This window comes from Sphingomonas sp. HMP6 (genome assembly GCF_013374095.1).
GTDB lineage: Bacteria > Pseudomonadota > Alphaproteobacteria > Sphingomonadales > Sphingomonadaceae > Sphingomonas.
The window spans coordinates 1,446,532-1,460,068 of the sequence record NZ_AP022672.1 but is presented as its reverse complement, the minus strand read 5'-3'; the positions used below and the strand labels follow the sequence as shown (position 1 = coordinate 1,460,068).

The 13,537-nt window shown below is 61.6% G+C and carries 11 protein-coding genes; 4 read left to right on the top strand and 7 right to left on the bottom strand.

The window, feature by feature from the left end:
* Positions 1–27: 27 nt before the first annotated feature.
* From HMP06_RS07275 to HMP06_RS07255, 5 genes are all read right to left on the bottom strand, one after another.
* Entirely contained in the window at positions 28–2,343 is a 2,316-nt protein-coding gene (locus HMP06_RS07275; RefSeq protein ID WP_232089901.1) for a TonB-dependent receptor domain-containing protein, read from the bottom strand.
* A gap of 49 nt (positions 2,344–2,392) precedes the next feature.
* Positions 2,393–3,361, bottom strand: a complete 969-nt coding sequence (locus tag HMP06_RS07270) for a FecR family protein (RefSeq protein ID WP_176496497.1) — start codon at positions 3,359–3,361, stop codon at positions 2,393–2,395.
* Complete coding sequence (locus HMP06_RS07265; RefSeq protein WP_176496496.1) at positions 3,351–3,875, bottom strand: RNA polymerase sigma factor; 525 nt, start codon at positions 3,873–3,875, stop codon at positions 3,351–3,353. Before HMP06_RS07265 ends, HMP06_RS07270 begins: the two co-directional genes overlap by 11 nt.
* A 169-nt stretch (positions 3,876–4,044) precedes the next feature.
* The gene (locus tag HMP06_RS07260; RefSeq protein ID WP_176496495.1) at positions 4,045–4,923 is read right to left on the bottom strand and encodes a glycosyltransferase; all 879 of its coding nucleotides are present in this window, start codon (positions 4,921–4,923) and stop codon (positions 4,045–4,047) included.
* Positions 4,924–5,072: 149 nt separating this feature from the next.
* Positions 5,073–6,281: a hypothetical protein gene (locus tag HMP06_RS07255; protein ID WP_176496494.1), complete on the bottom strand. Its 1,209-nt coding sequence runs from the start codon at positions 6,279–6,281 to the stop codon at positions 5,073–5,075.
* On the opposite strand from HMP06_RS07255, the gene HMP06_RS07250 reads away from it, so the two are divergent.
* Positions 6,217–6,819, top strand: coding sequence for a class I SAM-dependent methyltransferase (locus HMP06_RS07250; RefSeq protein ID WP_176496493.1), 603 nt, complete (start codon positions 6,217–6,219; stop codon positions 6,817–6,819). The genes HMP06_RS07255 and HMP06_RS07250 overlap by 65 nt on opposite strands.
* A gap of 345 nt (positions 6,820–7,164) precedes the next feature.
* Here the strand turns inward: HMP06_RS07250 and HMP06_RS07245 are convergent, their stop codons facing one another.
* Positions 7,165–7,305 (bottom strand): hypothetical protein, encoded by a 141-nt coding sequence (locus tag HMP06_RS07245; protein WP_176496492.1) that lies wholly within the window; start codon positions 7,303–7,305, stop codon positions 7,165–7,167.
* A gap of 213 nt (positions 7,306–7,518) precedes the next feature.
* Here HMP06_RS07245 and HMP06_RS17980 point away from each other — a divergent pair, with 213 nt between their 5' ends.
* Together HMP06_RS17980 and HMP06_RS07240 are read left to right on the top strand one after the other, a co-directional pair.
* Positions 7,519–7,644, top strand: coding sequence for a hypothetical protein (locus HMP06_RS17980; protein ID WP_269473409.1), 126 nt, complete (start codon positions 7,519–7,521; stop codon positions 7,642–7,644).
* A gap of 467 nt (positions 7,645–8,111) precedes the next feature.
* On the top strand, positions 8,112–11,087 hold the full coding sequence (locus HMP06_RS07240; RefSeq protein WP_176496491.1) for a TonB-dependent receptor domain-containing protein: 2,976 nt from the start codon (positions 8,112–8,114) through the stop codon (positions 11,085–11,087).
* A gap of 64 nt (positions 11,088–11,151) precedes the next feature.
* Here the strand turns inward: HMP06_RS07240 and HMP06_RS07235 are convergent, their stop codons facing one another.
* Entirely contained in the window at positions 11,152–12,213 is a 1,062-nt protein-coding gene (locus HMP06_RS07235) for a hypothetical protein (RefSeq protein WP_232089900.1), read from the bottom strand.
* A gap of 37 nt (positions 12,214–12,250) precedes the next feature.
* Between HMP06_RS07235 and HMP06_RS07230 the strand changes: the two genes are divergently transcribed.
* A complete protein-coding gene (locus HMP06_RS07230; protein WP_176496490.1) occupies positions 12,251–13,531 on the top strand; it encodes an aspartyl/asparaginyl beta-hydroxylase domain-containing protein in 1,281 nt (426 codons plus the stop codon).
* Positions 13,532–13,537: the final 6 nt, after the last annotated feature.

The following is a 13,537-nucleotide window of genomic DNA, read 5'->3' as shown; positions in this document are numbered from 1 at the left end:
GCCGTCCAAATTCGGTAGCCGGTGACGCTAAAAGCCTATCGTGAATCCGAGCCGGACATTTCGTGGTGGCAGTGGAGTCGTTTGTTGTCGTGTGGCCAGGATTGTAGGATTGCCCAGCGCGAAGCGGTTCGCGCTCGCATTGGCAAGATTGTCACCGCTCAAACTGACATCAAGCCCCTGCCAACGCCAACCCAACTGCGCGTCGATGACTGCATATTTGCCTTGGCTGACGTCGAGAAAATCCCCCGTGCCTAAGACCGAACGGCCGACATAGCGGCCGAACAGGCTAATGCTAAACCGGGATTCGCTATCATGCGTCCAGCTATAGGCCAGGCCCGCATTTCCGGAAAAGGCCGGCGTCTCGGGCAAGCGACGGTTTTCCCGGACGGATGACTGCGCGATCGGACCGTCAACAACGTTATAGCTGTAAAACAGCGCGAAACTAGCATGCAGCCCTCGGACCGGCGCCCAATCGCCGGTGGCCTCAAACCCGGCAATTTCGGCGTTGCCGACGTTTGCAGTATAGGGCTGACCGCGCCGATTGTAGAGATCGGCCTGAATATCCCGCCACCGCGCATAGGATATTGCGGCGCTCAGTTCGAGACCGGTCTCGCCACAGCGTTGCTTGCGCAGCCCTAATTCCCCCACGATTATCGAGTCCGAGCGAAAGTCGAGCACCCGGCCAACCCCGGTTGCGACCGCCAGCCCGCCGGTGCGATATCCAGTCTGAAAGCGTGCGAAAACTGCAGTGCGCTTTGCGACCAGCCACGAGACAGCGAGGGTCGGGTCGATACGGCGTGTGGCGCGCCCGCGGATAAAACTGTCGTTGCGCGGGCGCGTCGAAGGCTCGCCATCGGTGCGCGCTGCGGTCGCGCGTGCGCCGAGCGTGATCGACAAGCGATTGCTCGCTGGCCACGTTGCTTCCCCAAAGGCCGACACGCTGTCGGTCACATTGGTCACCCCGATAACGTCAAGAGGTTCGTTGGGAGGCCCCAGAGTGCGTGCCTGAATGTCGCGGTTATGAAGGAGCGACACGCCTAGCAGCCAACCGACTTTTCCCGGCATGGCGCGCGATAGCCGGGTTTCCTGGACAAAGAGTGCCGCCGATTGCGCATTTGTATAGAGGCTCGGCCCGATGCTGCCGATTGCCCGTGTCGCGTCGAACACATCTGCGGTTTGCAGATCCACATATCCACCCGCCGACAGGAGCTCGAGCCCACTGTCCCAACGTTTGCGCACGATCCCGCGAAGCAGGGTGATGTCGCTGCTATAGGGCTGCGCGAGGCGCGCCCGACGATCGAGCGCGCCTACCGTGCGTTCGGCATATTGGGCATCGGTGGCAACGATACGTTGCTGTACCGCGCCCGCTTCGATGCTCCAGCCATCGCCCGGATCAATCGCCAGCGTTGCTCGGCCACCGAACGTATCGGTGCGGTTGACGTTCGAGAGCTTGCGCAATCGGTCGCCGATGAAGCCCCCGTCGCGGTTACGATAACCGATCACGCGCAGGCCGACCCGGTCGCGCAGGACTGGGACATTTGCGACACCTGCCGCATCGAACCCGGCTGCACCGCCTTGCGTTGCTGTAACACCGCTGCTGAACGAGGCGCTGAAGCGCGACAGATCGACCGGGTTGGGGGTCAGTCGGATGATCCCGCCGATCGCGCCTGCCCCATAAAGCGTCCCTTGCGGCCCTTCGAGGACTTCGACGCGCTTCATGTCGTACAAATTCAGGCCTGGCTCAGGGCCTGAATAGCCCAGCGGGACTTCGTCGAAATACAGGCTCGCAGTCGATTGCGTCGCCCCGTTGAAGCTGCTGTCGGCGATGCCGCGGATGAAGATTTTGTTGCGGCCAATGCCCAATTCGGTGTTCTGCAGGACCGGGGTCGCGCGTGCCACGTCATCGATCGTGAGTGGCCGCGTGGTGAGAGCGCCCGGCGAAAACCCGCCGATCATGATCGCGCTGCCGGGGAACCGCAGCAGTGTTGAGTTTTGCTTGCTGGCGGTCACGATGATGTCGCTGCCGATTGTCGGTTCCAGATTGCGGCGCGCAACGATGCGTGGCGCCAACGGCGTGCGTGGGAGACGTTCGATCCGATAGCTGCGCGCATCGATCGCGACGGCGCGGAAGCCCGTGCCCTTTAACAGCCGCCGCAAGGCGTCGCGCGGGGCCATCCGGCCGGTCAGGCCCTTGGTGCGGACTCGGTCCAGGTCGGATTCGGTGCTGACGATATCGAAGCCACTTTGTCGGGCCAGATCGTTCAGCGCTCGGTCGAGCGGTTCGGGCGGGATCGCGATCCGCGGGTCGTCGGCGCGGGCCGCGACCGGGAGCGCGACGAGCATCAGAAAGGGACACAGCCCCCGGATCAGGACCGGGCGAAACGCAGATCGTCTATCGTGGCGAGATGACCCACCGCTCGCCATCGTGATGCCACTCAGCCCCAACCAAAGCCGCGAGATGCGGCACGTCCTGCCCCGCCTTGCCAGACAGACGAACCATGCCGGTAAACGGGCGCTGCGACAAGCTGGGGTGGACAAAAAGCGTGGCGCCGTCGATCCGCCGGATTGCGGTGGAGACGCGCCCGAACGGTTCGCCTGAGAATGACACCGCGCGATCACGCCAGAGGCCGACCTTGGCAACATCGATATTGGTCACCGCGATTTGTCCCAAATCCTCGCGCGCGGTGATCGCACCGCCAGCGTGTAGCGTGACGGCGTCGCGCTTCGGCTGGAACAGCACCGAGCCTTCGGCAACTTGCACGTCGAGCCGTGCGCCGTCGCGCGCGACATTGAAGACGGTGCCGAGATCCTGCACCGTCATGCGTCCCGAATGCACCGTGAAGGGGTCGCGCGGATCGTGGCGGACGTGAAAGGTCGCCTCGCCCGCCTCAAGCGTCGCAACACGCGGATTGGAATGGTCCAGCAGCAACCGGGTCGCGCCGTTGAGTTCGATCCGCGTGCCATCGGTCAGCGCGATATCCCGTCGCTGACCCGGTTTGGTTTCCACCGCATAAGGTGCGCTGCCGCTATTCAAACCGGTCGGTACAAGGATGAGAGTCAGGCTGGCCGCCGCCGCGACCACCACGCCGCCGCCCACCCATGCCCAAGCGCGACGCGACGGCAGCATTGATCTTTGCGGAAGGTGCGGCTGGCGCGCGACCGGCGCGGCCGGAGCCGGATAGAGGTCGGGGTGTTCGGCCAGCAAGGACATATCGAGCGTGATCGCGTCGAACGCCTCCGCATGGGCGGGATCAGCCTCCAGCCACGCAACGAAAGCACGCCAGTCGACATCATCCATACTGGCCTGGCGCAAATGCCAGTCGATAGCGCGATCGACAATAGTGGCGGCCTCACTTGCCAAGATGTGATTTCCCTTCATCTGGTAGACGATGCAGATCGACCAATTCCGCCTTGTCCGCGACCTCATGCATGTGAATCTCGTTGGCGGCGCGTCGCAATAGTTTTTCGATTCCGCTGACCGTCATGCCCAGCCTCTCCGCAATCTGCTTTTGCGGCACACCCTCGACGCGGTACAGGCGCAGCGCGGCACTCATCCGTGGAGGCATTGCGGCCAGTGCGGCCTCGATCCGTGCCAGCCGCTCGCGCCCGAGCAAGGTGCGCTCGGCGGTCGGCTGCTCCTCGGCACCGGGTTGCACATTGAGCCACGCGGTGTCGCGCGCTCCAGCGCGGACCGCTGCAATCCTACGATCGGCGGCGAGGTTTGCGGCCATTCGGTAGAGATAGGCGGCCGGCTGCGCGATCGGCTGTACAGGGGATTGGGGCGTATTTTGGTCGAGCTTCAGCCACATGTCCTGCAGCGCGTCCTCTGCATCCGCGCGATTGCCGAGCCGCGCGATAAGCAGTCGCAGCAGCATTGGCTGCTCTGCCAGAAAAACTGCCTTGAGCCCCGCTTCGCTCACCGAAATGCAAGACTGTGCTGCATCGTCAATGGTAAAGCGCCGAATGGTCGTCCCCGCAAGCCCTTCCGGAACCCTGTCCACAAACCGTTGGTTTCACTCTTGTACGACGTCATCATTCGCCACGTCACGTCGGTTGCGGAATCCCGTCCGAAAAGTCGGATTGTGCGTAAAATTGGCGCTCGCGAATGCGGTCGCTGGTCAAGCGGCGGGCGGCTAGCCGCCGCGCCAGAAAATCGTAGAAAAACCAGTCGCGCGCCGGGCCGGGTGTCGTATGATACAGAATACGCTCGATCAGCGTCCAGCGGATCGAATCACGATCACGCTCGCGATGCGACGGTGCGCACCACAATGTGTCACCATAAGCGAGCGGTCCAAGCTTTGCCATGCGGTGCATGATCTCATGATCTTCAAGCACATAGCCCCAAAGCGCGGCATCGAACCCCCCCACCTGCCGAAGCGCGTCGGTATGGAAAACCTGCCCCGCGCCGCCGGTATGGCATTGTCCAGGCAACAGGCTTGCCGCGCGCGCGATGCGAGCGGACGCCGCTTTATGGTCGTCGGCCGTTGCGTCGGATGCGACGAAATACGCACCTCCGGCAATTGCGCCCTTGGCTTCGAGCAAAAGCTCCGCCTGCCGTAGATAGTCTGTCGGGTAGATCGTGTCGGCGTCGCACGTCGCAACGAAACGCGTGCGTGTTCGCGCCACGCCGCTCTGCAACGCATTCACCTTGCCGGGTCGGTGATCGATCACCAGCGTGAAGGCGAGGCCGAGCCGCCGGCACGTGGCCGCAGCGACATCCGCACTGCCGTCGGTAGAGGCATTGTCGATGAGGACCAGCTCGAACGGCACGTCTTGGGCAGCGAGGCTTACGATCGTTGCATCAAGCAGGGCCCGCTCGTTGAAGAACGGGATCAGGACGGTCCAGCGCGGGACGGGTTTGGACGCCGCAACCATCTCCCAAGGCGAGTTCCAGGCCACAACATCAATCGATTGGTGCAACATCCGCGTATTCCCGTGGTGCCCCCCTGAGGGCGAGTGGCAACGTAAGGAGTGCGCGCCGCCAGAAGCGCAAACTTGGGTCGCGACCGGAGTGGTCGACACGGACTCCTCGCTTTTACGACGACGCGGCCGAGCGAAAACCGGACAGAAATTTATGCTTCTGGAACTATTCTATATTTCGCGCGCGCCGTCGCGGTGGACGCTCGTGCGGCCGCTGACGCCGACCGGGCAGGTTCTCTGGCAAATAGCTGTGCCAGTAACAGCAGGACCAGTTCTGCCACCAGCGTCAGCAGCGCCACGCCGGCAATCACTGCGGCGATTTTTTCATCCGGCCCCAGGAACAAGGCAACGCATCCCGCGAAGGCGAGGTCCTTGTTCGGAATGATCGGAAGCCGACACACCACCATTCGCGCGGTCGTCAGCAGTAGCAACGAACGCATCGGCACCTCCGGCATCGCGAAATGCCAGGTTGCCGCGACGAGCAGGCTATAGGCAATCGTCCGAAAACCGAGCGCAGCGACGATCGTCGGTATGCCCGAGCTGCGCATCATCTGGCGGCGCAATCCGATCATCAGCAACGGGAAGGCGGCGAAGGCGACAGCAAGGAGCACAACCTCGCCGTCAAGCTTTGCACCGGCAAGCGCTTGCAACCGGTCGCGCATTACAAACAACAGGGCGAGCGTCGCGGCATTGTTGACCAGCGCCGACACGATCGCCACGTCGAAAACGAGCGCGACTGCGGCTCGCGCGTTGCCGATGTGCCGTCCGAGCCAGGCGAGGAACAACGTATCGCCCGCATAGCCGAACAGCAGCGTATTGAGAGCCTGTTTCCGCAGCAGCGGCGGCAGCGTTTCGGGGCCGGTCCCGAGCAGACGGCGCATCATCCAGCAAAGTGCCAGCGGTTCGACAAACATGCACGCAACGAACGTCGTCCAGAAGCCGAAACCGCTCGTAGCAATGGCCAAGACCGGGGCGAGCCCCTGCTGACGCAAGGCAGCCCCGACGAACGCCAAAGACGCAAGCGTCGCCGCAAGCCCCAGGATGGCGATGATGGTCGGCTGCAGACGTCGAAAATCAACCAGCAACCGTTGATACCACCTCGTCATGCTGCGCAAATCCCCGTCATCTGCCGGTATGACGGTGCCGAAGGGGCCAACCCGCACAGACGGGTCAACGGTCGCCGTCATATTCTCCACCCAGGCAACTGCGCGCGCAGAACGATCGCTTGAAAATAGCCAGTGCGGAAAAGGAGCGGCGGCACCGTCTTGGAACATTAGGTCAAACTGGGACGAGCCAATGTTAAAACGAATTTCGCAGGGGTTGGATCGATGGTCGGTTCGGCGGCGCCAGTTCGACGGCACGGCCGAGACACTCGATTCGCTTTACACCAAGCCCGATCCCTGGAAGCTCGGTAGCCGCGAGCAGGCGCGCTTTGAGGGAACCAACGCCCTGATCGCTCAATTTTGTCCGCCGCTCGCGTCGATCCTCGAGGTCGGCTGCGGGGAGGGGTATCAGACCCGCTACTTCAGAGGAATCGCCGACCAAGTAACCGGGATCGATATCTCTGCAACCGCGCTGGCGCGCGCGCGCGTCGCCGTTCCCAAGGCGGTTTTTCTGGAAGGCACTCTGCCGTCATTTCTGCCGCTCCTCCGACATCGAAACTACGACCTCGTCACGCTGTGCGAAGTGCTGATCTATGGGAACGATCCAGCGACGCTTATCGCTGCGGCGCAAAGTTGTGGTGCCGCAGTCATCATCACGAGTTACGAGCCGCAATCCCACAGCCTTTCCCAACTATGCTCCGGCAGTGACTGGTCCGAACTCCCGGAAATCAGTTCAGGCCGGAAACGATGGAAGGCGTATCTCTGGAGATCGAACGCTTCGACAAAGCTAACCTGACGTCCAGCTCCCGGTGGCTCAATCTACATCTCATTCTGAGATGCCAGCGCACGCTCGCGATGGGCGTTCTCATCTATGTGTGGTTTCGCCGAAAAACGAATTTTCGCGTGTGTCCCGAAAATCAACGTCTGAACGAGCGTGCAGATTCGGGTGGCGATTACGCTCAAATAAAGGTCCGGGTTTGGGTCGTCGCCGCTCTTAATCTCCCGGGCAATAAGCGTAGCTTATAAAGTCCGAAATCGTCGAAGTATTCGATCAGCGCGGTGCCCGAAGGTCCGACAAATACTCCGACGCCGGCTGCACCCCAGGGACAAGTACGTGCTCGCGCGCTCTCGTGCACGCGACCTACAACAGGCGCCGCTCGGTTTCGTAGATATCGTCCACTTCCGCCTCATCGGCCGCGTCAGCGCCGCGTTCATCGAGCGGCAGAACACCCTCGTCGCAAGCGATCACCGCGACGGCCCTGAATTCCAAGGCCTTGGCCAAGCTCCTTTGCGCTGTGGTGATCTGATCTCCGCCATCCAGCGCGGCGACCGCAGCACGGGATGATCGGGGCGGCCGTGGTTAAGGCGGGCGAACAGCAGGAAATTGCCGAACGCGGGCTCGTCGCCGAAATGTGCCTGTGACCCTCGACGATCGCTTGGCCTCGCCCGTTCATACCTCCATTCGTCAGAGGGTGGTGAGGCGATCTTCGTCCCGATGGACCGCGCGGCCGATCACCGCTCGATCTTTCTCGACCGGCGGATTTCCCGGGCGGCCGAGCAAAGCATGGCGCTGCCGGTCGCCAGCTTTCCCGCGCCAACAGACAGTACCGGCTGCATTTGACAATCCTATCATTCGCATCGCCGTGGCGGATGATGGGAACCGCCGTGGACTTGGTTCGGGGCACGAAATCGAGTGATCCCGGTGTGATGCGCTGGCCGTGCAGGACCGGGGTGTGCCAACGCCGCCGATCCGCAGCACCTGCGCGGAGCAGGATCGATAGACGTCGTGGCTGGATCACTGTCAACATCAGGCAAACTCTATTAAATCTTTTTAAAACATATATATAATGGCGGAACCATCGGCTGACCGGTGTGGCTCTTTTGTTACAAGGCGCGGATAAAGAGGCCATACCGGCCAAAAATCCCGCCCCCTCCCTTTACAAAAATGCGGCTACTCAATTAGGACAACACAGCATAAAGTTTAAGCTGCAGGGTTTGAGCTATGGTCCACAACGTTGGGCCATCTGTGGGGTGCCGGACGGGTCAAGTGATTGATCTCGTGCCGGTTGATCAAATAAGGGGATTTTTATGAAAAAGACTGCAACCTCGCTCGCGCGTTTGAGCGTCGGCTCGGCTATCTCGGTCTTGGCGTTCGCTAGCTTTGCGTCATCGGCTTCCGCGCAAGTCGCGCCAGCCCCGGCCGCGACCGCGGAAGAAGATACGCCGAACGTCGACATCGTCGTGACCGGTACGTTGATCCGTAACCCCAATCTGACCTCATCGTCGCCGATCAAGATTTTGAACGACAGTGAAATCACGAAGCGCGCGCCGAACACGGTGGAAGAATTGCTTCGTGGCCTGCCGGGCGTTTCGCCGGGCGTTGGTTCGCAGGTCAACAATGGCTCGAACGGCACGAACACCGTCGATCTTCGCGGCCTCGGCGTGCAGCGCAACCTGGTCTTGCTCGATGGCAGCCGCATTGTTCCGTCGCTTGCCAATGGCGCCACCGATCTCAACGTCATTCCGCTGGCGCTGATCGAGCGTGTCGACCTGCTGACCGGCGGCGCGTCGACCACCTATGGCGCGGATGCCGTATCCGGCGTCGTGAACTTCATCACCAAGCGTAACTTCACCGGTGTCGACGTTCGGTTCGCGAACAAGATCCTGGAAACCGGCGATGGCTATTCGTTCCGCGGCGACATCACCGTCGGTGCCAACTTCGCCGACGATCGCGGCAACGCCGTTCTGAGCTTTGGTTACACCAAGGTTGACCCGGTCTATCAGATCCAGCCCTTCTCGCTTTTCGGCATCAGCAGCACCACCGGTCGCGCCTCGGGTGCGTCGTTCACGTCGGTGCCGACCACGATTTCATTCCCCACGCAGGATCTCCAGGTGTCGGGCGGAACGTTGGTCCCGCAGTATCAGGGCTTCAACTTCAATCCGTACAACATTTTTCAGACTCCGCTCATCCGCAAGAGCATTTACGCAGCGACCCATTATGATGTCGCCGATGGCGTGGAATTCTACGCGCGCGGCATGTTCTCGCAGAACACTATCCAGTCGATTATCGCGCCGTCGGGCATCTTTGGCAACGCACTGACGATCCCGGCTAATAACCCGTATCTGAACTCGACGATCCGCGACCAGCTCTGCACGGCGAACGGCATTGCACTTGGCGCAACCTGCAACACGAATACGGCGATCCCACTGCCGGGCGTGTATCGCCGCCTTGTTGAACTCGGGCCGCGCGTTAGCACGTACCAGAACAATTTGTACGATGCGCGGATCGGCACGAAAATCGACATCTCGAAATCCACGAGCCTCGATATCTCGGCATCCTATGGTCGCAGCGAACAGACATCCACCCAGTCGGGCTATGTCATTACGCAGCGCGTCCAGCAGGCGCTGAACGCCACCAATACAACGACGTGCATCGATACGACGGGCAATTGCGTCCCGGTCAATCTGTTCGGAGCAGCTGGTTCCATCACTCCGGCACAGGTCGCCTATCTACAGGCGCAGAGCACGATCCGCATTAATACCGAACTGTATCAGGCACGTGCGGTTCTGTCCGGTGACTTCGGCAGCCTCCTGCCGACGTCGGATAAGGCGATCAGCTATGCGGTCGGTGCGGAATATCGTAAGTATAAGTATGATCGCATCCCGGATGCGTTCGCGCAGGATCCTTCGGCACTCGGTGGTGCCGGCGGCGCAACGCTTCCCTTCACGGGCGGATACGACGTCAAGGAAGCGTTCGCCGAGTTGATCGCGCCGCTCGTGACGGACAAGCCGTTTTTCAACGACCTAACGCTTGAAGCTGGCATCCGCTATTCGTCGTACAGCGTCCAAGCGGCTGGCAGCCCGAAGTTCAACACGACGACCTATAAGGGCGGCGCGACGTGGGAACCGGTCAAGGGCGTTCGCTTCCGCGGCAACTATCAGCGTGCCGTGCGTGCGCCGAACATTGGTGAATTGTTCGCGCCGACGGTTACGGGTCTCACTAACGTGACGACCGAACCCTGCGTCGGTGCTGCACCTTTGACCAACGCGAATCTCCGGGCAATCTGCCTCGCGCAGGGTGCGCCGGTGGCTTCGATCGGGTCGATCCAGGATCCGTCCGCCGGTCAGGCAAACGCAACGGGTGGCGGCAATCCGGCGATCAGGCCTGAAAAGGCCGATACGTTCACGGTCGGCGCAGTTTTCACCCCGAGCCAGATCGTCCCTGGCCTGTCGATCGGCGTGGATTATTTCAATATCAAGGTGAACCAGGCGATCACCTCGGCACTGCCTAGCGATGTGCTCGGCGCTTGCTTTAATAATATTACGGCAGCGTCCGCGACCTCGGCCGCATGTACCTCGATCCGACGTAACCCAGCCAACGGTCGTTTGAGTGGGCCGACCGCGACGACCTTCGGTCTGCCGACCCCGTTGACCAACAATGGTCGCTATGCGACCGACGGGATCGACCTGACCGCCGATTACGGGCATAAGTTCGGTGAGTTCGGGCTCGACCTCAGCTTCCGCGGAACTTGGACCGATAACCTGAAGTTTGCCGCTTCGCCGACCTCGGTAACGCGTGACTGCGTCGGGTATTTCAGCGTCAATTGCGGGCCAAGCCTGGGCCAGATCATGCCGGAGCTGTCGTGGCAGCAACGCACGACCCTGTCCGCTCGCGGCGTCAGCCTGTCGGTGTTGTGGCGGCATCTCGACTCGGTCCAATATGAGGGCCAAGCTGCTGATTTCGTTGCTCGCGGGTATACGGCCGCAAACCGCAATCTGTTCAGAGGTGTCGTAACCAATGCCGCAGGTGCGAACTCGGCACTTGCCGGTCAGACGGTCGATTTCAACCGCATTCCGGCATACAACTATATCGACCTGACCGTGCAGTTCGAGGTCGCCAAGGAGTTCGTTTTGACGCTTGGGGTGCAAAACGCATTCAACAAGCAGCCTCCAGTCGTTGGTGGCCAGGCCGGTTCGACGGCGGCGGGATCGGGCAACATCTTCCCATCGACGTACGACCCGCTCGGTCGCTCGTTCAACGCGGCGGTGCGCGTCAAGTTCTGATCGGCTAGTATACCGGTCAGCAGGATCAGGGGCGGCTTTCGGGCCGCCCCTTTTTTGTGCCGGTTTATTGGGTCGAAAGCAGGGGGTTTGGCGCGATCAAGGCGATTCCCGCACTGTGCGCGACCTTGTCCGCCCAGGCGACGACCATTGCCAGTTCCTCGGCATAGTTTTGCGCGGCTGCGCGTTGGTCCGCCTTGCGCGCCTCGGCATCGAAATCTCCACCCGATTTCGCGTGCCGCGTGAAAACCGCTTGAACAACTGCCTCGCGTTCGGCGGCTGTGGCCCTCACCCCAAACAGGGTGTCCACGGCTGTCAGTGCCTCCATCGGGCGCGCCAGCAGTACCTCGCTTTCCAGCGTACGGACGCGCATCGGCCACCGTTCGACGAGCTTGGCAAACACCGCATGTTGCGCCAGCCATCCCGTGGCGGCGACTTGCAGGTCGGATTGCAGGAAGATGTCCTCCGGCGCGAAGCCCAGATCGACCAGCCCTTCCTTCATGAATTTTGCGAGCAGATCGCGCACCCACAATCGGCCCCACAGCCCTTTGCCGGCGATCGAACCGAGATACGCCTCAAGCGGCGCGTAGAGCAGGAGCGCGGCGGCGTCGGGGCGGTCAGCCAGCATGGCCAGTGCCAGTCCATTGACGACGTTGGACGGCTTGATGACGCATACCTCGCCGGCCTCGAACGGTCGTGCGAGCGTTGCCAGGCCGTCTTGCAGAACGGTGCGAATCTGTGCGGGGGCGCCGCCCCGATGTCGCCAGCCGACAAGATCGTTCAACAGGACCGGCTCCTTCAAGCTGAACGCGCGCCCCGGCCGATCATACGCATTCGCGACAAGCGTCGAGCAGCAATAGGCGGAGTGAAAAATGAAATTCACCCGCTGATCAGGTAATGCGGGAGCGAGATCGACGCGCCGAATGATCAGCGGATCGCCGAGATCGGGCAGTTCGGCATCGGTCAAAAAGGCGGCGCGACGCCGACGGTCGCGGTCGACCGAGATGAAATGGATCGCATCGTGACCCGGATCATAACGATGCGCCAGCCATTCTGCGGGAAGCCGGACTTGCTCGGGCACTGTCGTCATTCCACCATCCTCGTAGCGCAGCGGCGCGAGATCAAGCACGCTTGCCCGCCTTGGACCATTATGCTTTGATCGCGTCATGGCACACCCTGACGCGGCGATTGAGGCAATATTGCGAGAGGCGTCAAGGTTGCGGCAACAGGGCCAGACGCACCGCGAACGCGCCTTGCTGGAAGACGCACTGGCCGCGCATCCGGCGGACCCTGCGATCCACAACGCCCGTGGTCTGCGTGCGCTAGCCGATCAGGCGTTCGACGCTGCGGTCACCAGTTTTGCCAATGCGGTAGCAGCCGACCCGACCGAGCCTGCGCTACGCCTCAACCTCGCCGCTGCATACCGGGCCAAGGGCGACGTGGTTGGCGAGCGCCAAAGTCTTCAGGACACGCTTGATCTCGACCAGTTGCATTTCATGGCACGCCTTCGTCTTGCCGAGTTGTTGCAGCGCGAAGGCGATCTCTCCCATGCAGCGCCGCACTGGAGCGCGGTCCTGCAAATCGTCCGCAATCTTGCCGAGCGCACCGATGCGATCCTTGAGATCGAGCGTCGTGCGACCCGTTTCTTGGATGAGCATAACGCGGCGTATGCACGGGCGCTGGAGGTTGAGCTCGGTGGCCCGCTGGCCGATACAGAAACGTCCTATCGTTTCAAAGCGTGTGCCGAACACACGCTTGGTCGGCGCAAGATCTATCATAATGAATGCGCGGGAGTGCATTTCCCCTTTCTGCCTGCCGACGAGTTCTTCGACCGTGCGCATTTCCCATGGCTCGCGGAACTGGAAGCTGCGGCGCCGCAGATCCGCGCTGAAGCTCTTGCGCTGATCGCGAACGGCACATCCGCGATCCGGCCCTATGTCCGGCTGGACGCCGGGACGCCCCAGAACAAATGGAGTTCTCTGGACGATTCGCTTGAGTGGAGCGCTTGCTTTTTATGGGAGCAGGGGGCGCAGAACGAGGCGATATGTGCCCTCTGCCCCGCAACCGCGGCGGCGCTTGCGCGCGTGCCGCAGACGGAGATTCCGGGCAAAGCGCCGTCGGCGTTCTTTTCGATCCTGCAGGCAAAGGGCAAAATTCCACCGCATACCGGCGTTACGAATACGCGCGCCATCGTACATCTTCCGCTCGTCGTGCCCGAAGGATGCGGGTTCCGGGTCGGCGGGGAAACGCGGGCATGGCGCGAAGGCGAGGCCTTCATCTTCGACGATACGATCGAACATGAGGCATGGAATCACAGCAGCGAACCCCGCGTCGTGTTGATTTTTGACGTCTGGAATCCGCATTTGACGGTGGCGGAACAGGAACACCTTAAAAAGCTCTTCGCCGTTGCCGATCTGCGCAATGCGCCCAAAGCGTTTGGTTCGTAGCTCCGC